We start from the raw sequence: 25,349 nt of genomic DNA on the forward strand, positions 1-25,349 counted from the left end.
AACTGAGCAAATTTTGGCCAGAATCAGGGCCGTTTAGGTAAAGAAATGTCAGGATTTTTTAGGATTTAACTTAAAGCACGAAATGAGCACAAAATGATTATTGCAGAAAGATGACGGATTTTATAAGAAAAATGAATGACATAGGATGTCGCATTAACTTCCTGTTACACCAAACTTTCTGTTAGACAACAAAATCCGGGCAGAGTTTCTCGCTATTTTTTGTTATATTTTCAGCGTTGTCAGGAGAGAAGTATTTTCACATTTGAGGTGGTTATGAAAAAAATTGCATGTCTTTCAGCATTAGCCTGTGTACTGGCAGTATCTGCAGGTTCAGCAATGGCACAGAGCACCGTAACTGGTGGCTATGCTCAGAGCGACTATCAGGGCGTGGCTAACAAAGCTAACGGCTTCAACCTGAAATACCGCTACGAAGACGGTTCTAACCCACTGGGTTGGATCGGTTCATTCACCTACACTGAAAAAGATCGTACCGAAGCTGGCATCTACAATAAAGGCCAGTACTACGGTGTGACCGGTGGTCCAGCTTTCCGTCTGAACGACTGGGCTAGCATCTACGGTGTTGTGGGTATCGGCTACGGTAAATTCCAGCAGAACGATACTGCATCACGCGCTAAAACTGATTCAAGCGACGTAGGCTTCTCCTACGGTGCAGGTCTGCAGTTTAACCCAATTCAGGACGTTGCGCTGGACGTTGGTTACGAACAGAGCCGTATCCGTAACGTTGACGTTGGCACCTGGATTGCTGGCGTAGGTTACAGCTTCTAAGTTTAGCTTAGCTGACCTGCAAAAAAACGGCCCCTTGTGGGCCGTTTTTTATTGTGCTGATTTTACCCCGCTCGCCTTTCACCCCGAACCGATATCCGATGGCTTCTGCTATCCGCAGCCGATAACCAGCCGTAGCTGTTAATGCCGTAAGGCATACAGATTTCGTAGGCAAATAAGAAAAGGGATGAAGAAAAAGGGAAGTGAGCCTCTCAGTCGCTGGCTGAAAGGCGCTGAAGCAGGATTAGCCGCGCCAGATCAGATTCTGGCAGCGACGATCGGCAGGCTTATGGCCCAGCAGTTTCTCAATTAACATCAGACGCAGTGTGAACGGGGAACGCGTCAGCAGGCACAGCCAGGATTTCATCTCCGTGGTTGTTTTTTTCTCAGCCTGGAAGCATTTGCTGCAATCTAAGCAACATTTCAGGGTGCTCATAGAATCACCTCCCAATCATTGTCGACGCGGTAGTCAGCAGCCTGCGGTGAGAAACGTCATCACACCGGCGCAACGGAGGATCAACCGGGATCCCGCCTTTTGCTGCTTACATTATCAACAAATATAGCACTGGCTATATTGTTTAGCCAAGCCTAATGACGAAAAATTTGAGCTTCTTTGCGGCTGGTTTACAATGAGCGCAGCTAAATCCGTATAGCAGTGTCAATACGGGAAATAATAATGAGGAAGCTGAATGAGTCGTCGTGCTAAAAGCGTGGTTTCTGCGCCAAAAGGACCACTGAAAGATATTGAAGAGCATGTCGAAGGTTTTCGGCAGGTGCGTGAAGCGCATCGTCGGGAATTAATTGATGACTACGTTGAGTTAATCTCTGATTTGATTGGTGAATTTGGCGAAGCGCGTCAGGTCGATATGGCGGCCCGCCTGGGTGTTTCGCAACCGACCGTGGCGAAAATGCTGAAGCGGCTTGGCAGTGCCGGGCTGGTTGAGCAGGTGCCTTACCGCGGTGTTTTTCTGACCGGTGAAGGCGAGAAGCTGGCAGAGGAGAGCCGTGCCCGTCATCATATTGTTGAAAGTTTTCTGCTGGCGTTAGGCATCAGCCCCGAAACGGCCCGACGCGATTCAGAAGGTATTGAGCATCACGTCAGTGATGAAACGCTGGCTGTATTTAAGAAGTTCTCCGAAACCCGTTAACGCTAAGGCGTACCCTCACCATGCCTCAACTGCTTCGATCTTTTTTGCATGACTCTATTTTGCATTTATTAATCGTGATTGGTGTAGTTCTGGCATTTCTGGCGGATTTCCGCTGGGCCGATCTGCCCGGTGCCGTAGACTGGCATACCATCATCACGCTCACCGGGTTGTTGATTCTGACCAAAGGGCTGGAAACCAGCGGCTACTTTGACGTGCTGGGGGGACGGCTGGTTGCGCGTTTCCGGCATGAACGGGCGCTGGCACTCTTTATGGTGCTGGCTGCGGCGTTGCTCTCGACGTTTTTAACCAACGATGTGGCGCTGTTCATTCTGGTGCCGCTGACGCTGACGCTGCGTAAGTTCTCCCGTTTACCGATCTCGCGACTGATTATTTTTGAGGCGCTGGCGGTTAATGCCGGATCGCTGCTGACGCCGGTTGGCAATCCGCAGAACATTCTGTTGTGGAGCCACGGCAAGCTGAGCGTGGTGGCATTTATCGTGCAGATGCTGCCGCTGGCCGCCTGGCTGCTGCTGAGTCTGGTGGTGTTAACCTGGTTCAGCTTTTCAAAGCGGTCGATTGATAAGCATGACAACCCGGAGCAGCCGCAGTGGCAGAAGCCGCTGTTTATCGTCAGCGTGGTGTTGTACCTGCTGTTTATTGCCGGTCTGGAGCTGGAGATCACCGGCTGGATACTGCTGCTGATCCTCGCCACTTTCCTGGTGATGGCACGTCCGGTGCTGCTGCGCATCGACTGGAGCCTGCTGGCGGTGTTTATCGCCATGTTTATTGACGTCTTCCTGCTGACGCGTCTGCCGTTGATGCAGGCGCACTTTGATGCGGTGGCGCATTTTGGCCAGGGACAGCTCTATCTGCTGGCGATTGGGCTGTCGCAGGTGATCAGCAACGTCCCGGCAACGATTCTGCTGTTGCAAAAAGTACCGCCGACGGATGTGCTCGCCTGGGCCGTCAACATTGGCGGATTCGGTCTGCTGCCGGGATCGCTTGCTAACCTGATTGCCCTGCGCATGGCGAAAGACAAAGCTGTCTGGTGGCAATTCCATCTCTTTTCCCTTCCTCTGCTGGCCTGGTCAATGGCTAGCGGCTGGCTGCTGTTGCAGTTACTCCATTAGCCCGGACGCATCCTGCTACGCCCATCAAGTGGCAGGATGTGCGCCATTCCTCAAGTTTCGTAAAGTTGCACTGGATTTTGTCAATTTCCGAGATAAGGTTAACATGACCTTTATGCCCGGAATCAGGGCCTTAGCCAGTGATGGGAACTATGAGCGAGAATAACCAACGCGATCAACACCAGCAGGACGCAGATAATGCGACGGATAAAAGCCGTCAGTCAGAGGAAAATCAGGACAACGACCAGCAGCCTGAGCGTAAACGCCCCGGTAAAAAGCCACTGATTATTCTGGCGGTGGTGGTGGTGGTGATGCTGATTGTCGGCTTCTGGTTCTGGTTCTCTACCCGTAATATTGAAACCACCGATGACGCCTTTACTGAAGGCGATGCCGTTACCATTGCGCCTAAAGCGTCCGGCTATGTCGTGAAACTGCTGGTAAAAGATAACCAGCGGGTGAAGAAGGGCGATCTGCTGGTGGAAATCGATCCCAGTGATAACCGTGCTCAGCGTGAACAGGCTAATGCGCAGCTTGGCTTAGCGGTCGCACAACTGCATCAGGCGCAGGCACAGCTGGCGCTGTCAAAAGTACAGTATCCGGCACAGCGCGATCAGGCGCTGGCGGACCAGGCGAAAGCAGAAGCAAACCTGCTGAATGCGCAGGCGGATTATCGTCGCCAGCGTGGCGTCGACCCGCGTGCGACCAGTCAGCGTAATATCGACAGCGCATCCGCGCAGTTACGTTCGGCGCAGGCGCAGTTACAAAGCGCGAAAGCGCAGGTTGAAGTTGCGTCACAGGTCGCCCTGCAGATTCGTCAGCAGGAAACCAATGTTGAAGCGCGTCAGCAACAGGTTGAGCAGGCAAAGGCGCAGTTAAGTACAGCCGATCTGAATCTCTCCTATACCCAGGTTCGTGCGCCTTATGACGGGTTTATCACTAAACGTAACGTTCAGCTGGGCACCCTGGTACAGGCCGGTTCCTCTCTGTTCTCGCTGGTCTCACCTGAGATTTGGGTCACGGCGAACTTCAAAGAGTCTCAGCTGCAACGGATGAATCCGGGCGACAAAGTGGACATCAGCGTTGATGCCTGGCCGGATATGAAGCTGGAAGGGCATGTCGACAGTATTCAGATGGGCTCCGGTTCGCGCTTCTCAACCTTCCCGTCAGAGAACGCCACCGGCAACTATGTGAAAATCGTTCAGCGCGTGCCGGTGAAAATCGTTATTGATAAGGGCCTTGATCCGAACCATTCGCTGCCGCTGGGTCTCTCGGTTGAACCGAAGGTAACGGTGGAATGAGTACGGCGCAGAGCTGGAAACCCGCCAGTAATCCGTGGTTAGTGGCGATCACGGTCACGCTGGCGGTGTTTATGGAGATCCTCGACACCACCATCGTTAACGTGGCGCTGCCGCATATCGCCGGTTCGCTCTCTTCCAGTTACGATGAGTCAACCTGGGTGTTGACCTCCTATCTGGTGGCAAACGGCATCGTGCTGCCTATCTCTGCGTTCTTCAGCCGGCTGTTTGGCCGTAAACAGTTTTTCCTGATCTGCATCGTGATGTTTACCATCTGCTCGTTTCTGTGCGGTATTGCCACGGAACTCTGGCAAATCATTCTGTTCCGCGTGCTGCAGGGCTTTTTTGGCGGCGGGTTGCAGCCGGTTCAGCAGTCCGTGCTGCTGGACTACTTCAAGCCGGAAGATCGCGGCAAGGCGTTTGGTCTCTCCTCTATCGCCATTATTGTCGCGCCGGTTATTGGTCCGACATTGGGTGGCTGGATCACCGACAACTACAGCTGGCGCTGGGTCTTCTTTATCAATATTCCGGTCGGCGTGCTGACCGTACTGGCCATTTATCAACTGCTGGAAGATCCACCGTGGGAGCGTAAATGGGCCAAAGGCAAACTGAAGATCGATTACATCGGTATCAGTCTGATTACGCTGGGGCTGGGTTGCCTGCAGGTGATGCTGGATCGTGGAGAAGATGAGGACTGGTTCGCTTCACACTTTATCGTGCTGTTCGCGGTGCTGGCGCTGGTCGGTATCGTCGGGGCCATCTACTGGCTGATGTATGCCCGTAAGCCGGTGGTCGATATTCTGGTGATGAAAGACCGCAACTTCTGGGTGGCTGGCCTGCTGATGGCTGGGATGGCGATGATTCTCTATGGCAGCTCCGTGGTGTTGCCACAGCTGGCGCAGCAGGATCTCGGGTACACCGCCACCTGGTCAGGGCTGGTGCTGTCGCCTGGCGCGGTGCTGATTGTATTGACGATTCCGCTGGTGCTGAAACTGATGCCGATTGTGCAGACGCGATACATCATCGCGTTTGGCTTCAGCTGTCTGGCCGTGGCGTTTCTCTACTCCTCCACCTTAACGCCCAATGTCGATTTTAAAACATTGGTGTTGATGCGCAGCGCACAGTCCATTGGGCTAGGTTTCCTGTTTGTTCCGCTCACGACTATCGCCTTTGTCACCATTCCACAGCGGCTTAATGCTGATGCCTCGGCGCTGTTTACCATGTTCCGTAACGTGGCCGGATCGATTGGGATCTCGCTGTCGACCGCGGCCATCACCGAACGCGAGCAGGTACGCTCGGCGCATATGGTGCATAACATGACGCCGCTGAACGAGCCGTTCAACATTACGCTTCAGCACTGGGCGCAGGCGATACGTGATTTTACCTCGGCGGTGGGTGATCCCGTTACGCTGGCAACCGGACAGCTCTATCAGGAGATGATTGCGCAGTCGCGCATCCTCGCTTACATCGATGTCTTCTCAGGCCTGAGTATTGTCGCCCTGATTCTGATTCCATTTTGCTGGCTGCTGTCGCCGATTAAGAGCGAAGGCAGTGCAGGAGCACACTAACATGAAGGTTTATTTCTCTCATCGCCTGAAACCCCTGAGTTTACTGCTGGCCTTGGGGCTGGCAGGCTGCGCCGTCGGACCTGACTATGAGGCACCGAAACCCGCCGTGCCGGGCAGCTACAACACGCTGGATTCGCAGGAGGCGTCAAAACCGCAAACTGCCGCCATTAATTCACGCTGGTGGCGCAGCTTCAACGATCCACAGCTCGACAGCCTGATTGAGCGGGCCATCGCCGGCAACCTGAGCCTGCAGCAGACGGTGCTGCGCATTGCCGGGGCGCGTGAACAGCTGACGCAGGCGCAGGGGAGTCTGTTCCCGAGTCTGAGCGGTTCGGCTAAAGTGACGCGACAGCAGCTTGGACTTAAAGGCTTGCTGGAATCCAATGGTGCGACCGATCAGCTTGACAGCAACGTGGCCAGCCAGCTCAATGGCCTGACCCAGCCGGTTAACCTTTATCAGGGTAGCTTTGATGCCAGCTGGGAACTTGATCTGTGGGGCAAAGTGCGCCGTCAGGTTGAGGCCGCTAATGCCCAGCAGCAGGCGGCGATAGAGCAGCGCAATGATGCGCTGGTTTCGCTGGAAGCCGAAGTAGCGCGAGCCTGGCTGCAGCTGCGAGGCGCGCAGAGCACCATTCAGACGCTGCAGCAGCAGATTGAGGTAGCGAAGCAGACCACCGAGCTTACGCAGAGTCAGCAGCAGAATGGACTGGCACCGCTGACCGATGTGGAAAATGCCCGAGCCCAGCTCAGCACGCTGCAGGCGCAACTGCCGCAGTATCAGTCACAGGCACGACAGGCGATGAACGGGCTGGCGGTGCTGCTTGGTAAAACGCCGGGTGCGCTGGATGCTGAACTCAGTACGCCAAAAGCGTTACCACCGCTACCGCAGTTTGTCCCGGTGGGTATTCCCTCCACGCTGGCACGTCGTCGTCCCGATATTCGTCAGGCTGAAGCGACGCTGCATGCTCAAACCGCTGAGATTGGCGTGTCTGTGGCGCAGCTTTTCCCGAGCCTGTCACTGACGGGTCAGCTGGGCGTGCGCAATACCGACGTCAGCTATCTGGATAACTGGAGCAGCCATTTCTACAGTTACGGTCCGTCGCTGTCGATTCCGATCTTCCAGGGTGGGCAGCTGGTGTCGAGCGTCAAACTCGCCCGGGCACAGCAGGCCAGCGCCGCACTGGATTACCGTCAGACGGTGCTGACGGCATTGCAGGATGTGGAGAATGCGTTGGTCAGCTATCGCGCCGATCAGCAGCGTGTCACTGCGCTGGATGAGACGACCGGTGCCCTTCAGCGCGCCTTTGATCTCGCCAGCGACAGTTACCGGCAGGGGCTTTCAACCTTCCTCGAGGTGCTGGATGCACAGCGTCAGCTGGCGCAGGCACAGGAGCAGGCGACACAGGCGCGGATGCAGAGCGCTCTTGATTTAGTTGCGCTCTATAAAGCGCTGGGCGGCGGTTGGGAAACGTACCAGAACGTTGAAATTCCGCAATATCCGGTATTTGGCCCGGCCACCCAGGCAAATTAGTCCTCTGGCGGTCGCTGCCTCTGTGCAGTAACCGCCCTTAATCGTTCTTCCTGTCAGCATTACGTCAGAGGCTGACAGCCTCTCCCGGCGATTGATGATTATCTAACCTGTTGAATAACCAGGTGTCTCACCGACGCTCTGCCCGACACAGGCAGCAGAAAATAAACGCGTGATAAGCACAGGGTTATTTTCAGCAACCGAGAAGCAACATTATTTTTATGTTGCTGGTCTATTCTGATTCAGCTTTTTGAACTCTGTCACCTTTCTGAATTTATTTCCTGAACGGATTTTTTAAGTCGCCTCATGAGCAGGCAGGTAACCCGGGCGCAACTATTCCTCCGCCTGCGTCAGGTAGAACTGTTATTGCACAGCTGAGGGAACTGCGAATAATCTGACTCTGCTGCTAAACGCAGCGGCAAAAAAAAGTTAACAGATAGCAGCGGGCATTATTAAAAATTCATCAGGGCGTTAATTATTTTGGGCTATTTAACGGCCTGGAGGGCGATTTTTAAGCATAATCTGTAAGCTGGTGTGACTGAGATCGCGATCAGAGTATGTTTTTAATCGGCTATCAGCAGGTGCGCATCGGTAAATAATGATGCTGTAAAAACCCACTTTAGTAGATAAGGTAAACGGTCAGCTTTCGGTATAAAGCCTCTGAAATCGTTTTCAACAATGGAACCGGAGCACGATTTGTTGTTAATTCAGCGTTAATAAAACGTCAGGCACTGCCGATTTTAATAGTGCTGTTTTGTCTGAATTAATACTTAAGAATTATCTGTAGCGTAAAAATAATTTATTTTTTTATTTGAATTAGGTAATCTTGGCGCTACAGTTTTATTAACCCCCCTTAATCAAGGACATTGTGATGAGTGACGCATTTAAAGTACTGAACAATATTCGCACATTACGTGCCCAGGCTCGTGAACTGCCACTGACCGATCTTGAAGAGATCCTGGAAAAATTAACCGTTGTTGTTACTGAGCGCCGCGAAGAAGCAGAAGCGGAAGAGACGCAGAATCGCGAAAAAGAAGAAAAGCTGTCTAAATATCGCGAAATGCTGCTGGCTGACGGCATCGATCCTAATGAATTATTAGGTGCGCTGGAAAGCGGAAAAAAACGCACCAAGCGTGCGCCGCGTCCGGCTAAATATTCTTACACCGATGAAAACGGTGAGCAGAAATCATGGACAGGTCAGGGCCGCACCCCGGCAGCGATTAAAAAAGCGCTGGATTCCGGTAAAAGCCTGGACAGTTTCCTGATCGATTGATCAACACAATCCTTGTAAGTGGGAGCCGGGGGGCCATTAGGGTCCTCCGGCTTTTTTATTTCTGTCGGGATATCAATCACCCCGCCAGGAATCCTCGCCTGACGCTGGCGTGCGCTGCGTCACATCTGGCATAATAGCCGCCGTTTTTTCATCCATTCTCTTCACAAAGGTCAATGCCGTGTTAGTTAGCAGCAATATCACCATGCAGTTTGGCAGCAAGCCACTGTTCGAAAATATCTCCGTTAAATTTGGCGGCGGTAATCGTTACGGTTTAATCGGTGCGAACGGCAGCGGAAAATCCACCTTCATGAAGATTTTGGGTGGCGATCTGGTGCCTTCAGGCGGCAACGTCTCTTACGATCCCAACGAGCGCATCGGTAAGTTGCGTCAGGATCAGTTCGCCTTTGAACAATTCAGCGTGCTGGACACCGTTATCATGGGTCACCATGAATTATGGGAAGTAAAGCAGGAGCGCGACCGCATTTATTCTTTGCCAGAAATGAGCGAAGAAGAGGGGTATAAAGTCGGCGATCTTGAAGCGCTTTACGGTGAGATGGATGGCTATAGCGCCGAGTCGCGTGCCGGTGAATTATTACTCGGCGTCGGCATTCCGGTTGAACAGCATTATGGCCCGATGAGCGAAATCGCTCCGGGCTTTAAATTGCGTGTGCTGCTGGCGCAGGCGCTGTTTTCTAATCCGGATATTTTGTTACTCGACGAACCGACGAACAACCTGGACATCGATACGATTCGCTGGCTGGAGCAGGTGCTGAACGAGCGTGACAGCACCATGATTATCATTTCGCATGACCGTCACTTCCTTAATATGGTCTGCACCCACATGGCCGATTTGGATTATGGCGAGCTGCGGGTTTATTCCGGTAATTATGACGAATATATGACCGCAGCAACGCAGGCACGTGAACGTCTGTTATCTGATAATGCCAAAAAGAAAGCGCAGATTGCTGACTTACAATCGTTCGTCAGTCGTTTTAGCGCCAACGCCTCTAAATCACGTCAGGCGACTTCACGTGCTAAGCAGATGGATAAAATTAAACTGGATGAAGTGAAAGCCTCCAGTCGTCAGAACCCGTTTATCCGTTTTGAGCAGGACAAGAAACTGTTCCGTAATGCGCTGGAAGTGGAAGGATTAACCAAAGGATTTGATAACGGTCCGCTGTTTAAGAATTTAAATCTGCTGCTGGAAGTGGGCGAGAAGCTGGCGGTAATCGGTGCCAACGGTATTGGTAAGTCAACACTGTTGAAATCGCTGGTGGGTCAGCTTACGCCAGATAATGGCATGGTGAAATGGTCAGAGAATGCGCGTATTGGTTATTATGCTCAGGATCACGCCGATGATTTTGCCAATGATCTGACGGTATTTGACTGGATGAGTCAGTGGAAACAGCCGGGCGATGATGAGCAGACCATTCGCGGTATTCTCGGTCGTCTGCTGTTTTCGCAGGATGATATTAAGAAGCCGGCCAAAGTGCTTTCCGGTGGTGAGAAGGGTCGTATGCTGTTCGGTAAGCTGATGATGGAAAAACCGAACATCCTGATTATGGATGAGCCGACCAACCACCTCGATATGGAGTCGATTGAATCGCTCAATATGGCGCTGGAGATGTATGAAGGCACGCTGGTGTTTGTTTCGCATGACCGCGAATTTGTCAGCTCGCTGGCAACCCGCGTGATTGAGCTGAAAGCAGACAAGGTGGTGGACTTCACCGGTAATTACGAAGATTACCTGCGCAGTCAGGGTATCGTCTGATAAAAACGGGGTGGCGCAGGCCACCCCGTTTTTTTTGGCCTGTGGTGCTGAGAATTTCATTGCTTATGACCCAGTAGTTAAGGGTTATAAGCGGGTTGACGGGAAGTTCAGCATAGGCTCAGGGAGCATACGCCTTTCGCAAAGACGCAAAGGACGCCATCCATGGCATGCTCAGCGCGGGCGACTACGCACCTCAGGGATGAGGTGCGTAATCTCGCGGGCAGAGCGCCCAGGGATGGTTTAAGCGACTTTCCGATCTGACCGTGTTTCCGAAGCAGGCCAGGCATCACAGCTGTGCGAGCTTCAGGAAGCTGATGTTTTGCTAGCCCCACCGCCACACACTTCACAATGCGCGTCCTGCGCCACTTTCATGCTGCGGAACTCCGCGCTCATCGCATCGTACATCAGCAACCGGCTGGTGGCGGGCGCGCCAAAGGATGTCAGCACTTTAATGGCTTCCATCGCCTGCATCGCACCAATCACACCCACCAGCGGGGCCATGACGCCCGCCTCCACGCAGCTCAGGGTCTGTTCGCCAAACAGGCGGCTGATGCAGCGATAGCAGGGGGTGCCAGGCTGCCAGTTGAATACGCTGATCTGACCTTCCATCCGAATTGCGGCGCCTGAAACCAGTGGTACCCGCTGCTGTCGGCAGAGCCGGTTAAGCTGCTCACGAACCGCAACATTGTCAGTGCAGTCCAGCACCACCTGCTGTTGGGCAATCAGCGCCAGCAGCGCCGCATCGTCCAGCTGTCCATTAACCGGATGCAGCTGGCAGTGCGGATTGATGGCGGCCAGGCTTTGTGCGGCCGAGTCCACTTTAGCGCGGCCGATATCCGCGTCATGATGCAGGATCTGCCGTTGCAGATTCGAGTGCGACACGGTATCGAAGTCCAGCAGCGTCAGATTGCCGACGCCGGCAGAAGTAAGGTAGGGCGCAGCCGCGCAGCCCAGCCCAGCCCGACGACCAGCGCATGACTGGCTTTCAGCCGCTCCTGCCCCTCAAAATCAAAGCCGCGCAGAACAATCTGTCGGTTGTAGCGCAGCATCTCCTCATCACTTAATTCAGGCAGCATTTACGCCTCCAGCAGGGCGTTGAACGGTTCCACCTCAACCCATTCACCCGGTTCCACATTGCCGCGATCCCGTTCCAGCACAATAAAGCAGTTCGCCTGGGCGAAAGAGCTGAAGACGTGCGAACCCTGCATCCCGGTGGTCTCTACCTCCAGTTCACCCTGTGCGTTCTGGCGCAGGATGCCGCGCTGGAAGTCGAGCCGGCCCGGTGACTTTTTCAGGCGCGAGGCGCAGCGCACTTTCTGACGGGGTGGCAAGGCGGATTTCTGCTGGCCTGTGAGGGTGGCAAGCAGCGGCTGCACCAGTTGATAGAAAGTGACGGCGGCGGAGACCGGGTTACCCGGCAGGCCACAGAACCAGCTGCTGTTAAGGCGGCCAAAGGCAAACGGCTTGCCGGGCTTGATCGCCAGCTTCCAGAAACTGATGGCACCGAGCTCTTCCAGCATGCTTTTGGTGAAATCCGCTTCACCCACAGAAACGCCGCCGGTGCTGATCACCACATCGGCCTGCCGATCGGCTTCCTCAAATGCGGCGCGCAGAGCAGCGGGATCGTCTTTGATAATGCCAAGGTCGATGACTTCGCAGCCCAGCTTATGCAGCATCAGCGAGACGGCAAAACGGTTGGTGTCATATATCTGACCGTCTGCCAGCGGCTCACCGACCGGCTGAAGTTCATCACCGGTGGAGAAGATAGCCACCCGCAGTTTTCGTAGCACGCTGACCTCGGCGATACCCAGCGAGGCGAGCAGCGGCAGCTCGGCGGCACCCAGACGCGTACCCGCTTCCAGCACCACATGGCCCGGCTGAATATCATCACCGGTCAGGCGAATATTCTGTCCCTGACGCACCGGCGCGGTAATGACAATCGCATCGCCCTGAGCTTCGGTCTGCTCCTGCATTACTACCGCTTCACAGCCTGCGGGCACCGGCGCACCGGTCATGATGCGAATCACGCTGCCCTGCGGCCACTCACCGCTGAACGGTACGCCAGCAAAGGCCTTGCCTGCCACGGGAAGCGGTTGTCCGCTGCTGACATCGGCCAGCCTGACGGCGTAACCGTCCATCGCGGAGTTATCAAAGGGCGGCACGGCAATCGGTGAGGTGACTGCGGTTGCGGTGATGCGCCCGACCGCCTCGGCCAGCGGCACGCTCAGTGAGTCGGTGACGGGCGTCAGCTGTGACAACATTTTTTGTTGCGCCTCCTCAAGGGAGATCAAACCTGCAGTAAAACTTTCCATGAACAGTCCAGCCTGGTTATTTCAGATGCTGCCTATTATGGTGGGAATTGGTCGCTGAGTCACATCGTCGTCGGCCTGACCTGCCGGTCATTGCGACCAAAGTGAAATATGGCGGTAAGAAAAGGTTATAACCACAGGAACAGTTTCCGCTTTACAACACTTAGCAGGCTTTCTATAGTCAAAAATCACCAAAAATGGGTGAAAACCATTTTAAATCAGTGTTTTTCGTCCTGATGCAATCACAGGGTAGAGCGTTATGGTCAATGCAGTGATCGCCATTCACGGCGGCGCAGGTGCGATTTCGCGCGCAGCAATGAGCGCTGAAAAGGAGCAACGCTACCGTCAGGCGCTCCACGATATTGTCACTCAGGGTCAGCAGATACTGGCTCAGGGCGGCAGTGCACTCGATGCGGTAACCGAGGCCGTACGACTGCTGGAAGAGTGTCCGCTGTTTAACGCGGGCAAAGGCGCGGTCTTCACCCATCAGGGCACCCATGAACTTGATGCCTGCATTATGGATGGCCGCACGCTGGAAGCGGGCGCGGTCGCAGGCGTAACGCGATTACGTAATCCGGTCCTGGCGGCACGTGCCGTGCTGGAAAAAAGCGAGCATGTGCTGTTTATCGGGGAAGGCGCGGAGCAGTTTGCCGTGGCGCAGGGGCTGGAAACGGTCGAACCTGATTACTTTTCGACGCCGGAACGCTGGGAGCAGCTGCAGCGCGTGCTCAACAGCGCTACCACGGTGCTGGACCATGATGGTGCCGCACATAGCGACGACCCGCTCGACCCGGACCGTAAGTTCGGCACTGTCGGGGCGGTCGCGCTGGATCTGGCGGGCAACCTCGCTGCAGCCACGTCAACGGGCGGGATGACTAACAAGCAGGCCGGACGCGTCGGCGACTCGCCGCTGCCGGGCGCGGGCTGCTACGCCAGCAACGACAGCGTGGCGGTCTCCTGTACCGGCACCGGTGAAGTCTTTATGCGGACGCTGGCGGCTTACGATGTGGCCGCGCAGATGCGCTACGCCGGACGCTCGTTGCAACAGGCAAGTGTTAACGTTATTCATGACAGCGTGCTGGAACTGGGCGGCAGTGGCGGCTTAATTGCCGTCGATCGCGCAGGCAACGTGGCGCTGCCGTTCAACAGCGAAGGCATGTACCGGGGCGTTGCGCGGGTCGGCGAGGCGGCTGAGGTCGCTATCTATCGCGAAAGTTAAGGATGCAGAAATGAGCGACAGGCAAACGCTACCGCCGCTGGCCCCTGATCAGGTGCTGGCGGTACGCGATCTCAGTGTGCGTTTTCAGCACGAAGCCACCGTCACAGACGCGGTGCGTCATTTGTCACTCGATCTGTTTCGCGGCGAAACGCTGGCGCTGGTAGGAGAGTCAGGTTCAGGAAAATCGGTCACCTCGCTGGCGCTGATGCGACTGATTGAGCAGGCTGGCGGCAGGGTGAGCGGTGAGGTGCAATTACGTCGTCGCAATGGCGAGGTGCTGGATCTGATGCGCGCTTCAAAAAGTCAGATGCGTCGGGTGCGCGGCGCGGATATGGCAATGATCTTTCAGGAGCCAATGACCTCGCTGAATCCGGTCTTCTCCGTGGGCGAGCAGATTGCTGAATCCATCCGTCTTCATCAGGGGCTGAGCCACGCCGGGGCACTGGCAGAGGCGCGCCGGATGCTCGATCTGGTGCGCATTCCCGATGCGCACAATGTCCTGTCTCGTTTTCCGCATCAGCTCTCAGGCGGAATGCGTCAGCGCGTGATGATTGCGATGGCGCTCTGCTGCAAACCGGCGCTGCTGATTGCCGATGAGCCGACCACCGCACTTGACGTCACTATTCAGGCACAGATTCTGCAACTCATCCGTGTGCTGCAAAAAGAGATGCAGATGGGGGTGATTTTTATCACGCACGATATGGGCGTGGTCGCCGAAATGGCCGATCGCGTTCAGGTCATGTATCGCGGCGATGTGGTGGAGAATGCGCCCGTCGCCGAACTGTTCAGCGCACCGCAGCAGCCCTACACCCAGGCGCTGCTGGCGGCTGTGCCAAAGCTAGGTTCGATGCAGGGGCAGCCCCTGCCGGCCAAGTTTCCGCTGCTGCATAGCGACGCCGTTGATGACGTGCCGCAGGATACGGTTCGCCGCCTGCAGCCCCCCATTCTGCAGGTACGCGATCTGGTCACCCGCTTCGATATTCGCGGCGGCCTGCTGAATCGCGTCAAAAGCCGGGTTCATGCCGTCGAAAAAGTCAGTTTTGATCTCTATGCCGGAGAGACCCTGGCGCTGGTGGGGGAGTCGGGCTGTGGTAAATCGACCACCGGACGCTCGCTGCTGAAGCTGGTTGCCAGCCAGGGCGGCACGCTGACATTTGACGGACAGCGCATCGACCATCTCTCAGGTGCTGCACTCGCCCATCTGCGGCGCGATATTCAGTTTATTTTCCAGGATCCCTATGCCTCGCTTGATCCCCGTCTGACGGTTGGCTTCTCAATAATGGAGCCGCTGCTGGTTCACAAGGCGATGCCGCGTCGCGAGGCGGAGCAGCGTGTCGCCTGGTTACTGGATAAAGTCGGTCTGCTGCCGGAACATGCTCAGCGCTATCCGCATGAATTTTCCGGCGGGCAGCGCCAGCGTATCTGTATTGCCCGCGCGCTGGCGCTGAATCCGAAGGTGGTCATCGCCGATGAGTCCGTCTCGGCGCTGGATGTGTCGATTCAGGCGCAGATTATTAATCTGATGCTCGACCTGCAGCGCGAATTTGGCATCGCCTTTCTGTTTATTTCTCACGATATGGCGGTGGTGGAGCGTGTCAGCCACCGTGTGGCGGTAATGTATCTCGGTCAGATTGTTGAGATAGGGCCGCGTCAGGCGGTGTTTGAACAGCCTCAGCACCCCTATACCCGAAAACTCATGGCCGCGGTGCCGGTAGCCGATCCGGCGCACCGGCGTCGTGAACGCGCCTTACTGGTCGATGAGATCCCCAGCCCGATTCATGCGTTAGGGGATGAACCTGAAGTGGCGCCGCTGATGGAGGTGGCTCCAGGGCATTTCGTCGCCCGCCACGTTATCAGCGCGACCTGAACAGTGAAGATGTCGCCCCGGCGACCAACCCGACAGGGATTACAGGAGAACAAGATGCAGATTACGATGCGTAAAGGGTTACTGGCGGCTGGCGTGTTAAGCAGCGCAATGACATTGCCCGCCTGGGCAGCACAGGATGCGGTGATTGCCGTCGCGTCCAACTTCACCACGCTCGATCCCTATGATGCCAACGACACGCTGTCGCAGGCGGTGGCGAAATCGTTTTATCAGGGGCTGTTTGGCTTCGATAAGGATATGAAACTCACCAACGTGCTGGCGGAGAGCTATCAGGCCAGCGCCGACGGCCTGACGTACACGATTAAGCTGCGCTCCGGGGTTAAATTCCAGGATGGCACGGACTTCAATGCGGACGCGGTGAAGGTCAACCTCGATCGCGCCAGCAATCCGGATAACCATCTTAAGCGCTACAACCTGTTCAAACGCATTGCCAGCACCGAAGTCGTCGATCCGACCACGGTGAAAGTGACGCTGAAAGAGCCGTTCTCAGCCTTTATCAACAATCTGGCCCATCCGGCGGCAGCAATGATTTCGCCTGCCGCGCTGAAAAAATATGGCAAAGAGATCGGCTTCCATCCGGTGGGCACCGGTCCGTTTGTGTTTGAAACCTGGAATCAGACCGACTTTGTAAAGGTGAAGAAGTGGGATGGCTACTGGAAACCGGGCTATCCGAAGCTGGACAGCATTACCTGGCGACCGGTGGTGGATAACAACACCCGCGCGGCCATGCTGCAGACCGGTGAAGCGAACCTTGCGTTCCCGGTGCCTTATGAGCAGGCAAAACTGCTGGAGAAGAACAGTAAGCTCGATGTGGTGACCACGCCTTCGATTATGCAGCGTTACATCAGCCTTAACGTGACGCAGAAGCCGTTCGACAATCCGAAGGTACGTGAAGCACTCGAGTATGCCATCAACCGTCAGGCGCTGGCGAAAGTGGCCTTCGCCGGTTACGCCACGCCTGCGACCGGCATCGTGCCGCCCGCCATCGACTTTGCGCAGACCTATCCGGCTATCAGCTACGATCCCGCTAAAGCGAAAGCGTTGCTGAAAGAGGCAGGCTACCCGAACGGATTTGAAACTACGCTCTGGTCGTCGCACAACCACAGCACCGCGCAGAAGGTGCTGCAGTTCACTCAGCAGCAGCTGGCGCAGATTGGCGTGAAGGTAAAAGTCACGGCGATGGATGCGGGTCAGCGTGCTGCTGAAGTCGAAGGTAAAGGCCAGAAAGAGAGCAACGTGCGCATGTTCTACACCGGCTGGTCCGCCTCAACCGGTGAAGCCGACTGGGCGCTGACGCCACTGTTTGCCACCGCAGCCTGGCCACCGGCAATCTTTAACACCGCGTTTTACAGCAATCCGAAGGTCGATAAAGATCTGGCCGATGCGCTGAAAACCACCGACCGTGCTGAAAAAGCGCGTCTCTACAAAGAGGCACAGGACACCATCTGGCAGGACCATCCGTGGATCCCGCTGGTGGTTGAGCAGCTGGTTTCTGCCAACAGCAAAAACCTGACTGGTTTTTATGTGATGCCCGATACCTCATTCAATTTTGATGAGGCCACGCTGAAGTAACGGAGCCGGCCAGCCCGTGTGGCTGGCCGCAACTGCAGGATGTTGCATGTTTAACTACTTTCTCAAACGACTGTTTGGGCTGATCCCCACGCTGCTGATCGTGGCGGTGCTGGTATTCCTGTTTGTTCACCTGCTGCCGGGCGACCCGGCGCGCCTGATCGCCGGGCCGGAAGCGGATGCCTCGGTGGTGGCGCTGGTGCGTCAGGAGCTGGGTCTGGATCTGCCGCTGCCACAGCAGTTCTGGCACTTTATGCTGAATGCGCTGCAGGGTGATTTCGGTCAGTCGATGGTCTCAAAGCGGCCGGTTGCGGATGAGATCGCCTCACGCTTTATGCCGACACTGTGGCTGACGCTTGCCAGCATGATCTGGGCGGTGATTTTTGGCATGACCATCGGCATCGTTTCGGCGGTCTGGCGTAACCGCTGGCCCGACAGGCTGGGGATGACGCTGGCGGTGTCGGGGATTTCGTTTCCCGCCTTTGCGCTGGGGATGCTGCTGATGCAGGTCTTCTCGGTTGAGCTGGTCTGGCTGCCCACCGTCGGGGCTGAGAGCTGGAAGCATTACATTCTGCCCTCCATCACCTTAGGTGCAGCGGTCGCCGCGGTCATGGCACGGTTTACCCGCGCTTCGTTCGTGGAGGTGATGCAGGAAGATTACATGCGTACCGCCCGGGCCAAAGGGGTACGCGAGTCGCTGGTGGTGGTGAAACATGGCCTGCGCAACGCGATGATCCCGGTGGTCACGATGATGGGGTTGCAGTTTGGTTTTCTGCTGGGTGGCTCAATCGTGGTCGAGGTGGTGTTTAACTGGCCGGGCCTGGGGCGTCTGCTGGTCGACTCCGTGGCGATGCGCGACTATCCGGTTATTCAGGCCGAAGTACTGCTGTTTTCTCTGGAGTTTATTCTGATCAATCTGTTTGTCGACATGCTCTATGCGGTGATTAACCCCGCTATTCGCTTCAAGGAGTCGCGATGAAAAACTGGCGACGTGAAGCGGCCCTGAAAACGATGCCGCTGATAGCGGAGAACCGGGTGCGTACGCCGTGGCGTGAGTTCTGGCGACGCTTCCGGCGTCAGCCGGTGGCGCTGCTGGCCGGGGTGTTTGTGCTGATACTGATTGTACTGGCGGTGATCGCCCCATGGATTGCGCCGTTCGACGCAGAGAACTACTTCGATTATGACCGGCTCAACGACGGTCCGTCGCTGATGCATTATTTTGGCGTCGATTCGCTGGGTCGCGACATCTTCAGCCGGGTGCTGGTCGGCACGCGTATTTCCCTGATTGCCGGCTTTTTCTCGGTGGTGATTGGCGCAGTGATTGGCACACTTTTCGGGCTGTTAGCCGGGTATTACGAGGGCTGGTGGGACCGTATCACCATGCGCATCTGTGATGTGCTGTTTGCCTTTCCCGGCATTCTGCTGGCGATTGCGGTGGTGGCGATTATGGGCAGCGGCATGAGCAACGTGATTGTGGCAGTCGCTATCTTCAGCATCCCGGCCTTTGCCCGTCTGGTACGCGGTAACACGCTGGTGCTGAAACATCAGACCTATATTGAGTCGGCACGCAGCATCGGCGCGTCTGACTGGACGATCCTGATGCGGCATATTCTGCCCGGCACGGTATCGCCGATTGTGGTCTATTTCACTATGCGGGTCGGCACCTCCATCATCACCGCCGCCAGTCTGTCGTTTCTCGGGCTGGGCGCGCAGCCGCCCACGCCGGAGTGGGGCGCCATGCTGAATGAGGCGCGGGCCGACATGGTGATTGCCCCGCACGTGGCGATTTTCCCCAGTCTGGCGATTTTCTTCACGGTTCTGGCATTTAATTTGCTCGGTGACGGGCTACGTGACGCACTTGATCCTAAACTAAAGAAATGAAACCTTTCGATTATGATCAGGACTTCAGCACGATCGACTTCCGCCAGCATCCCGAGCTTTATCAGGTCGGGCGAGGTGAGCAGGGTGTGCTGATGGTCGAGCCTTACAAAGGCGAAATTCTGCCGCACTGGCGTTTTCGCACCGTTCCCATTGCTGAAGAGTCGGCTGAAAAAATCATGGCGCTGTTTGAGGATTACCGGCGTCAGGACGATTTTGTCGGCATGGATATGGCGCGCAAATTTATCCAGATGGGGTACACCCGGGCGCGGCGTTACAGTAACCACAAAGGCGGCCGCAAATATGACGCGGACGGCAAGGAGCTGCCGCGCGGCGTCAATGAGGAAAAGGCCGCAGCGGCGGCTATCTTCAAAGCTTATTGGGACAAACTGCGTGAGGATGAGGATTATCTGCGCCGCAAAAAAGCGCATCAGCAGCAGTATGGTTAAGCCCTAAATCTCTTCCCCCGGCCACTTCCACCGTGGCTGCCATCATTGCCTGAACCCGCCCGGCTCGTTCTTCGGGCGTTATCCTGCTCCCCTTTGTCAGCCCTGAAAGGCCAGATGCAAATGAGAAATCTTTGGTTTCGGTCCAACTGCGACGTAAAGTAGTGAAAAAACGCGTAAAAGCCGGTCCACGACTCGGACAAAAAAAGCGGGTGAATCACACTCTGCCTTTTCCGGTAACGTCCCGTGCTGTAAAAAGAAATCGGATCCGAAAACGCTGGATGACGGATAAGCGAAACGCTGACGATGACAGCCGTTCAGCGCTGTCCGAAAAACGCGGGTTGATATTCACTTGTTTTCATTAATAATAAACCAGCAAACCTCACTGAGGGGGCTATGCCCCTCAGGTAATGAAATGGATAATGTGAGAGCTAAATAATGAAAGAGATCATCAACGGATTTCTGAATTTCCAGCAGAATGTGTTTCCTGAAAGGAAGGATCTTTTCAAAAGCCTGGCGTCAAATCAAAATCCGAAAGCGCTGTTCATCTCCTGTTCAGACAGCCGTCTGGTGCCGGAACTGGTGACGCAGCAGGAGCCAGGAGAGCTGTTCGTTATCCGCAATGCGGGCAACATCGTTCCCTCATTTGGCCCGGAGCCGGGTGGTGTCTCCGCCACGATCGAATATGCGGTGGTCGCGCTGGGCGTCTCAGACATCATCATCTGCGGTCACTCCAACTGCGGTGCCATGAACGCCATCGCGTCATGCGCCTGCATGGATACCATGCCTGCGGTTGAGCACTGGCTGCGCTATGCCGATGCGGCAAAAGCAGTGGTCGAGCAGCGTGAATATGACTCGCCAGAGAAGAAGCTGAACGAGATGGTCAAAGAGAACGTGATCGCTCAGCTGAACAACATGAAGACTCATCCGTCGGTCTCCGTTGCCCTGCGTAACGGCAAGCTGCGCCTGCACGGCTGGGTTTACGACATCGAAACCGGCACCATCATGGCGCTGACTCAGGGCGGTAAGCAGTTCATCACCCTGTCTGATAATCCTGATGCCAGTTTTGAGTAATGCCTTTCACCCGCTGCGTCATGCAGCGGGTATTTTCCGATCTTCCGCACAGATAACCCCTTAAAACGACGCTTATTTTCAGCATTTCCCCCGTGATTTATCTATGCTTGCTTAAACCTTCCTGACACAAGCGAGTTGATCATGCGTAAAACGTCCGTTGCTGCTCTGCTGGCAGTCTCCGCACTGTTGCTCAGTGGATGTACTTCTCATGTTGCAGACAAGCAGCACTATTCGGGTTTCCTGGCGGATTACAGCCAGCTGAAGCCCTCTGAATCGGCCAGCGGGGAACCGACCCTGCGCTGGATTTCTCCCGACTATAAGAGCAGCCAGTATCAGGATGTGCTCTATACACCGGTCGTGTTCTATCCGGCTGCACGGCCCACGGCTCGCGTCAGTCAGCAGACGCTGGATCAGATACGCAGTTACACCGATATTCAGTTGAAAGGGGCGATTGCCACCCGTCTGCCACTGGTTAATCAGGCTTCGCCACATACTCTTAAAGTGCGTGCCGCGATCACCGCCGTCTCGGCAGAGAACGAGGGCGTACAGTTTTACGAAGTGGTGCCGATTGCGGCAGTCGTCGCCAGTACGATGGCGGCATCAGGCCACCGAACTCAGAACAGTGAACTGTTCCTGGAAATCGAAGCCAGCGACGCCGTGACCGGCAAACCGTTGATCCGGGTTGTGCGAAAAGCCTTTGGCAAAACGGTCAGTAACAGCACGACGTCAATCACCTTTGATGACCTGAAGCCGGGTATCGATACGCTGGTTCGTGACACGGTGAGTTTCAACGCGCCATAACCTTTCGGGGCGGCACATCCTTGTCGCCCTGTTTAATCTTTTGTAAATCCTCAGGTTCACCACGCAGCGGATGACTACGCTTAAGGGCACGCTATCCCGTCAGGAGAACCTTATGTCTCGTTTTTCGACTGCTCTTGTACTCGGCGGCGCGCTGTTCTGCGCCTCGCCACTGTTTGCCGCTGACGTAAAGGTCGAGGTATTGCAGGATAAGTTACAACATCCATGGTCTGTTGCCTTCCTGCCCGACAACAAAACGCTGCTGATTACCGAGCGTAGCGGAGCGCTGCGCAGCTGGAGTCCGGAGAGTGGCCTGTCGCAGCCGATTCAGGGTGTGCCAAAGGTCTGGGCAGAGCGTCAGAGTGGTCTGCTGGACGTGGTGCTGGCACCCGATTTTGCGACCAGCCGTCGCGTCTGGCTCAGCTACACCGAGGCGAACAGCAGCGGCAAAGCAGGTGCCGTCGTGGGCGTCGGGACGCTGAGTCCGGATAACCGGCAACTCAGCGATTTCCGCGAGGTAGTCCGGCAGACGCCGATGCTCTCCAGCGGCAACAATATCGGCACCCGGCTGGCGTTTGATACGCAGGGCTACCTCTGGATCGCGTTCGGCGATAATTTTGTCAGCAGCGCCGCGCAGGATCTCGATAAGCTGCAGGGCAAACTGCTGCGGCTCAACGCCGATGGCAGCGTGCCGGACGATAATCCGTTTGTGAAAAAGCCCGGCGCGCGGCCAGAGATCTGGGCCTATGGTCTGCGTAATCCGCAGGGACTGGCGCTTAATCCCTGGACCGGCACGATATGGGAAAATGAACATGGCCCGCGCGGTGGCGATGAAGTGAATATCATGGCCCGGGGCAAGAACTACGGCTGGCCGTTGGCGACGTACGGCATTGACTACAGCGGCGATAAAGTGCCGGAATCAAAGGGCACCCATGCTGCAGGCACCGAACAGCCGCTTTATCACTGGAAGGATTCGCCGGCCATCAGCGGCATGGCGTTTTATAACAGCGCCCGTTTTCCGCAGTGGAAGAATTCGGTGTTTATCGGGGCACTGAAAGAGAAAAACCTGATCCGTCTGAGTCTCAATGGCGAAAAAGTGGTGGAAGAGCAGCGCCTGCTGGGCTATCAGAAGGCGCGAATCCGCGATGTGCGGCAGGGACCGGATGGCTGGCTCTATGTGCTGACCGATGAGGCCAATGGCAGGCTACTGAAAGTGGGATTAGCGCAGGACGCTGGCGCGTCCCGCGGCTAAGGAGCTGGCCTGGCAGACGATTTTATTTGTCAGTCTGGACCTGAGCCGTGCTCACAATCTTCACGTACTCCATGTATGCGCCGGTTGCTGCGCGCAGACCGTGTCCAGACTGCCCGAAATAATGATGCCTGCCGGGAAAGGCGCTGAGTCAGCGTGCCCAGTGGTAAACCTGCCAGCCGCGGTTTAGCGCTTCCTGGTGCAACTGTTCATCCGGGTTGATAACGTGGGCATGATCGGCCTGCTGGAGGAGCGGCAGGTCGTTCATGGAGTCGCTGTAAGCCCAGGTGCGGTCAAAGTTCTCCTCCTGCTGCAGCGCTTTCCAGTCACCCAGGCGGGTCACTTTACCCTCTTTGTAGGTCATGGTGCCGTAGGTGTTGCCGCTGTAGCGCTCATCCACGATCTCAACGCCAATCGCCAGCGCACCGCAGGCACCCAGCTTCTCGGCAATCGGCACCACCAGATGTTCGCCACTGGCGGAGATGATCATCACTCTGTCACCGCGTGTCCGGTGCCACTCAATGCGCTCGCGGGCGGCCGGATAAACGCGTGGCATGATGTCGCGATGAATGAAGCGGCGCACCCAACCTTCAACGGTCAGTGTTGCCATGCCTGCCAGCGGGGAGAGGGTTTTATTCATGTACTCTTCAATCGACAGCGTGCCGGCATAGTACTGGTTCATCAATGCCTGTTCCTGATCAATCAGTTCGCTGGGGGCGAATCCCTGTGATACCAGCCAGCGCAGCCACAGGCTGGTGCTGTCTTCACAAATCAGTGTTTCATCAAGATCAAAAAGGGCTAAGTCCATGGTCGGTCTCCTCGGCTGACTGGCTTTCAGGTTAGCCGATAATTGTGACGGGCTTAACTCTTCTGCGAAAAATCGGAATTTCACGCAGTTTTGAAAGTGACAGACGCGGGGAAAAGCGGCACGCGCGCGGCGCTTATGCCAGGGTTACTCTACTAAACTCTAAAAAACTTTACGATTCGACGGTTTTTTTCGCTGCCGGCAACGGTTAGCGTTTGAGTGAGAATTTTCTGCCCCTGGAATTTCGATTTAACAAGGACAATCCGGCCAAGCCCATGACAAACACTCGCTTCACATCTCGCCTGCGGCACCTCGTTGCCACCTCATTACTGATTATCGCCCCCATCAGTGCTTTTGCTGAGCAGGCTCCCGCTGCGCCCGGCATTGATGCTAAAGCGTGGATTCTGATCGACTACGCCAGCGGTAAAGTGTTAACCGAATCCAGTGCCGATCAGCGTCTCGATCCTGCCAGTCTGACCAAGATGATGACCAGCTACGTGGTCGGTCAGGCGATTAAAGCGGGCAAAATCAAACCGGATGACCTGGTCACCGTGGGACAGGATGCCTGGGCGACCGGCAATCCTAAGCTGCGTGGCTCTTCGCTGATGTTCCTCAAGCCGGGCGATCGGATACCGGTTCATGAGCTGAATAAAGGGATTGTGATCCAGTCCGGTAATGACGCCTGTATTGCGCTGGCGGACTATGTGGCGGGCAGTCAGGATTCGTTTATCGGCCTGATGAACAACTATGTGAAGGCGCTGGGACTGCAGAATACCCACTTTATGACGGTGCATGGTCTGGATGCAGAAGGGCAGTACAGTACCGCGCGTGATATGGCGCTGATTGCCCAGGCGCTGATCCGCGATGTGCCCGAAGAGTACGCACTGAATAAAGAGAAAGAGTTCACTTTTAATAAGATTCGCCAGATTAACCGCAACCGCCTGTTGTGGAGCACCAACCTTAAGGTGGATGGTGTCAAAACCGGTCACACCTCCGGCGCGGGCAATAACCTGGTGGCTTCCGCGACCGAAGGCGACATGCGTCTGATCTCGGTGGTGCTCGGCACCGCCAGCGACGCGATTCGTTTCCGCGAAAGTGAAAAGCTGCTGACGTGGGGCTTCCGTTTCTTTGAAACGGTAACGCCGATTAAAGCGGATGCGCCGTTTGCGCAGCAGCGGGTCTGGTTTGGTGACAAAAGTCAGGTGAATCTGGGCGTGGCGAAAGATGCCGCGCTGACCATCCCGAAAGGGCAGATGAAGAACCTGAAGGCGAGCTTTAAACTCACGACGCCACAACTCGAAGCACCGCTGAAGAAGAATCAGGTGGTCGGCACCATCGACTTCCAGTTAGACGGTAAGACGATTGAGCAGCGTCCGCTGGTGGTGCTGCAGGATGTGCCGGAAGGCGGCTTCTTCAGCCGGATGATTGATTTTGTGATGATGAAGTTCAACGGCTGGTTCGGGAAGTGGCTATCATAAGTGAGCAGGGACGCTGATGCGTCCCTGAGACAGTTGATTAGTGTGTTCCGTAAGCTGTAAGACAGAGCCTGCTCAGGGAACACGGTCAGATCGGAAAGACGCAAAAGCCGTCATCCCTGACATGCTCTGCCCGCGCCATCCATGGC

Annotated in this window: 21 protein-coding genes and 1 pseudogene; 18 read left to right on the plus strand and 4 right to left on the minus strand. The window is 55.6% G+C overall.

The window, feature by feature from the left end:
• Positions 1-273: 273 nt before the first annotated feature.
• Positions 274-786, plus strand: coding sequence for an outer membrane protein OmpX (gene ompX / locus IBT54_RS02970; RefSeq protein WP_013357252.1), 513 nt, complete (start codon positions 274-276; stop codon positions 784-786).
• A 241-nt stretch (positions 787-1,027) separates the two neighbouring features.
• On the opposite strand, the gene IBT54_RS25440 is transcribed toward ompX, so the two are convergent.
• The gene (locus IBT54_RS25440) at positions 1,028-1,219 is read right to left on the minus strand and encodes a hypothetical protein (protein WP_033782439.1); all 192 of its coding nucleotides are present in this window, start codon (positions 1,217-1,219) and stop codon (positions 1,028-1,030) included.
• 253 nt (positions 1,220-1,472) lie between these two features.
• Here IBT54_RS25440 and mntR point away from each other — a divergent pair, with 253 nt between their 5' ends.
• The 7 genes from mntR to IBT54_RS03010 all read left to right on the plus strand — a co-directional run bounded on the left by mntR (position 1,473) and on the right by IBT54_RS03010 (position 10,493).
• Positions 1,473-1,931: a manganese-binding transcriptional regulator MntR gene (mntR, locus tag IBT54_RS02980; RefSeq protein ID WP_010254350.1), complete on the plus strand. Its 459-nt coding sequence runs from the start codon at positions 1,473-1,475 to the stop codon at positions 1,929-1,931.
• 20 nt (positions 1,932-1,951) lie between these two features.
• A complete protein-coding gene (locus tag IBT54_RS02985; protein WP_201251549.1) occupies positions 1,952-3,061 on the plus strand; it encodes an SLC13 family permease in 1,110 nt (369 codons plus the stop codon).
• 149 nt (positions 3,062-3,210) lie between these two features.
• Positions 3,211-4,356: an HlyD family secretion protein gene (locus IBT54_RS02990; RefSeq protein ID WP_201251550.1), complete on the plus strand. Its 1,146-nt coding sequence runs from the start codon at positions 3,211-3,213 to the stop codon at positions 4,354-4,356.
• A complete protein-coding gene (locus IBT54_RS02995) occupies positions 4,353-5,921 on the plus strand; it encodes a DHA2 family efflux MFS transporter permease subunit (RefSeq protein WP_013357256.1) in 1,569 nt (522 codons plus the stop codon). Before IBT54_RS02990 ends, IBT54_RS02995 begins: the two co-directional genes overlap by 4 nt.
• A 1-nt stretch (position 5,922) precedes the next feature.
• The gene (locus tag IBT54_RS03000) at positions 5,923-7,452 is read left to right on the plus strand and encodes an efflux transporter outer membrane subunit (protein ID WP_201251551.1); all 1,530 of its coding nucleotides are present in this window, start codon (positions 5,923-5,925) and stop codon (positions 7,450-7,452) included.
• Positions 7,453-8,320: 868 nt separating this feature from the next.
• Complete coding sequence (locus IBT54_RS03005; protein ID WP_003850507.1) at positions 8,321-8,722, plus strand: H-NS family nucleoid-associated regulatory protein; 402 nt, start codon at positions 8,321-8,323, stop codon at positions 8,720-8,722.
• Between the two features lie 178 nt (positions 8,723-8,900).
• On the plus strand, positions 8,901-10,493 hold the full coding sequence (locus tag IBT54_RS03010; RefSeq protein WP_201251552.1) for an ABC-F family ATPase: 1,593 nt from the start codon (positions 8,901-8,903) through the stop codon (positions 10,491-10,493).
• A gap of 303 nt (positions 10,494-10,796) precedes the next feature.
• On the opposite strand, the pseudogene moeB reads toward IBT54_RS03010, so the two are convergent.
• Positions 10,797-11,569 (minus strand): annotated as a pseudogene (gene moeB / locus IBT54_RS03015) (molybdopterin-synthase adenylyltransferase MoeB).
• Entirely contained in the window at positions 11,570-12,805 is a 1,236-nt protein-coding gene (gene moeA, locus IBT54_RS03020) for a molybdopterin molybdotransferase MoeA (RefSeq protein ID WP_107319459.1), read from the minus strand.
• Between the two features lie 256 nt (positions 12,806-13,061).
• Between moeA and IBT54_RS03025 the strand changes: the two genes are divergently transcribed.
• From IBT54_RS03025 to IBT54_RS03065, 9 genes are all read left to right on the plus strand, one after another.
• On the plus strand, positions 13,062-14,021 hold the full coding sequence (locus IBT54_RS03025; protein ID WP_201251553.1) for an isoaspartyl peptidase/L-asparaginase family protein: 960 nt from the start codon (positions 13,062-13,064) through the stop codon (positions 14,019-14,021).
• A 10-nt stretch (positions 14,022-14,031) separates the two neighbouring features.
• On the plus strand, positions 14,032-15,888 hold the full coding sequence (locus IBT54_RS03030) for a dipeptide ABC transporter ATP-binding protein (RefSeq protein WP_201251554.1): 1,857 nt from the start codon (positions 14,032-14,034) through the stop codon (positions 15,886-15,888).
• 54 nt (positions 15,889-15,942) lie between these two features.
• The gene (gene gsiB, locus IBT54_RS03035) at positions 15,943-17,478 is read left to right on the plus strand and encodes a glutathione ABC transporter substrate-binding protein GsiB (RefSeq protein ID WP_033782461.1); all 1,536 of its coding nucleotides are present in this window, start codon (positions 15,943-15,945) and stop codon (positions 17,476-17,478) included.
• A 46-nt stretch (positions 17,479-17,524) separates the two neighbouring features.
• Entirely contained in the window at positions 17,525-18,454 is a 930-nt protein-coding gene (gene gsiC / locus IBT54_RS03040) for a glutathione ABC transporter permease GsiC (RefSeq protein ID WP_201251555.1), read from the plus strand.
• Positions 18,451-19,356, plus strand: coding sequence for a glutathione ABC transporter permease GsiD (gsiD, locus tag IBT54_RS03045; protein WP_013357266.1), 906 nt, complete (start codon positions 18,451-18,453; stop codon positions 19,354-19,356). The genes gsiC and gsiD overlap by 4 nt, the downstream gene beginning before the upstream one ends.
• Complete coding sequence (locus IBT54_RS03050) at positions 19,353-19,802, plus strand: DUF4385 domain-containing protein (protein ID WP_013357267.1); 450 nt, start codon at positions 19,353-19,355, stop codon at positions 19,800-19,802. Before gsiD ends, IBT54_RS03050 begins: the two co-directional genes overlap by 4 nt.
• A gap of 435 nt (positions 19,803-20,237) precedes the next feature.
• Entirely contained in the window at positions 20,238-20,873 is a 636-nt protein-coding gene (locus IBT54_RS03055) for a carbonic anhydrase (RefSeq protein ID WP_013357268.1), read from the plus strand.
• A gap of 141 nt (positions 20,874-21,014) precedes the next feature.
• A complete protein-coding gene (locus tag IBT54_RS03060; RefSeq protein WP_201251556.1) occupies positions 21,015-21,674 on the plus strand; it encodes a DUF3313 domain-containing protein in 660 nt (219 codons plus the stop codon).
• Between the two features lie 112 nt (positions 21,675-21,786).
• Complete coding sequence (locus IBT54_RS03065; protein ID WP_201251557.1) at positions 21,787-22,923, plus strand: PQQ-dependent sugar dehydrogenase; 1,137 nt, start codon at positions 21,787-21,789, stop codon at positions 22,921-22,923.
• Positions 22,924-23,071: 148 nt separating this feature from the next.
• On the opposite strand, the gene IBT54_RS03070 is transcribed toward IBT54_RS03065, so the two are convergent.
• On the minus strand, positions 23,072-23,728 hold the full coding sequence (locus IBT54_RS03070; RefSeq protein ID WP_110331606.1) for an HAD family phosphatase: 657 nt from the start codon (positions 23,726-23,728) through the stop codon (positions 23,072-23,074).
• A 272-nt stretch (positions 23,729-24,000) separates the two neighbouring features.
• On the opposite strand from IBT54_RS03070, the gene IBT54_RS03075 reads away from it, so the two are divergent.
• Positions 24,001-25,203: a serine hydrolase gene (locus IBT54_RS03075; protein ID WP_072013075.1), complete on the plus strand. Its 1,203-nt coding sequence runs from the start codon at positions 24,001-24,003 to the stop codon at positions 25,201-25,203.
• Positions 25,204-25,349 lie beyond the last annotated feature (146 nt).

The sequence above is a fragment of the Pantoea sp. S62 genome, assembly GCF_016658625.1.
Classification (GTDB): domain Bacteria; phylum Pseudomonadota; class Gammaproteobacteria; order Enterobacterales; family Enterobacteriaceae; genus Pantoea; species Pantoea vagans.

Excerpts from the sequence above, each read along its gene's own strand:
- ompX (WP_013357252.1), top strand. The coding sequence starts at position 274 with ATGAAAAAAATTGCATGTCTTTCAGCATTAGCCTGTGTACTGGCAGTA.
- IBT54_RS25440 (WP_033782439.1), bottom strand. The coding sequence starts at position 1,219 with ATGAGCACCCTGAAATGTTGCTTAGATTGCAGCAAATGCTTCCAGGCT.
- mntR (WP_010254350.1), top strand. The coding sequence starts at position 1,473 with ATGAGTCGTCGTGCTAAAAGCGTGGTTTCTGCGCCAAAAGGACCACTG.
- IBT54_RS02985 (WP_201251549.1), top strand. The coding sequence starts at position 1,952 with ATGCCTCAACTGCTTCGATCTTTTTTGCATGACTCTATTTTGCATTTA.
- IBT54_RS02990 (WP_201251550.1), top strand. The coding sequence starts at position 3,211 with ATGAGCGAGAATAACCAACGCGATCAACACCAGCAGGACGCAGATAAT.
- IBT54_RS02995 (WP_013357256.1), top strand. The coding sequence starts at position 4,353 with ATGAGTACGGCGCAGAGCTGGAAACCCGCCAGTAATCCGTGGTTAGTG.
- IBT54_RS03000 (WP_201251551.1), top strand. The coding sequence starts at position 5,923 with ATGAAGGTTTATTTCTCTCATCGCCTGAAACCCCTGAGTTTACTGCTG.
- IBT54_RS03005 (WP_003850507.1), top strand. The coding sequence starts at position 8,321 with ATGAGTGACGCATTTAAAGTACTGAACAATATTCGCACATTACGTGCC.
- moeA (WP_107319459.1), bottom strand. The coding sequence starts at position 12,805 with ATGGAAAGTTTTACTGCAGGTTTGATCTCCCTTGAGGAGGCGCAACAA.
- IBT54_RS03025 (WP_201251553.1), top strand. The coding sequence starts at position 13,062 with ATGGTCAATGCAGTGATCGCCATTCACGGCGGCGCAGGTGCGATTTCG.
- IBT54_RS03030 (WP_201251554.1), top strand. The coding sequence starts at position 14,032 with ATGAGCGACAGGCAAACGCTACCGCCGCTGGCCCCTGATCAGGTGCTG.
- gsiB (WP_033782461.1), top strand. The coding sequence starts at position 15,943 with ATGCAGATTACGATGCGTAAAGGGTTACTGGCGGCTGGCGTGTTAAGC.
- gsiC (WP_201251555.1), top strand. The coding sequence starts at position 17,525 with ATGTTTAACTACTTTCTCAAACGACTGTTTGGGCTGATCCCCACGCTG.
- gsiD (WP_013357266.1), top strand. The coding sequence starts at position 18,451 with ATGAAAAACTGGCGACGTGAAGCGGCCCTGAAAACGATGCCGCTGATA.
- IBT54_RS03050 (WP_013357267.1), top strand. The coding sequence starts at position 19,353 with ATGAAACCTTTCGATTATGATCAGGACTTCAGCACGATCGACTTCCGC.
- IBT54_RS03055 (WP_013357268.1), top strand. The coding sequence starts at position 20,238 with ATGAAAGAGATCATCAACGGATTTCTGAATTTCCAGCAGAATGTGTTT.
- IBT54_RS03060 (WP_201251556.1), top strand. The coding sequence starts at position 21,015 with ATGCGTAAAACGTCCGTTGCTGCTCTGCTGGCAGTCTCCGCACTGTTG.
- IBT54_RS03065 (WP_201251557.1), top strand. The coding sequence starts at position 21,787 with ATGTCTCGTTTTTCGACTGCTCTTGTACTCGGCGGCGCGCTGTTCTGC.
- IBT54_RS03070 (WP_110331606.1), bottom strand. The coding sequence starts at position 23,728 with ATGGACTTAGCCCTTTTTGATCTTGATGAAACACTGATTTGTGAAGAC.
- IBT54_RS03075 (WP_072013075.1), top strand. The coding sequence starts at position 24,001 with ATGACAAACACTCGCTTCACATCTCGCCTGCGGCACCTCGTTGCCACC.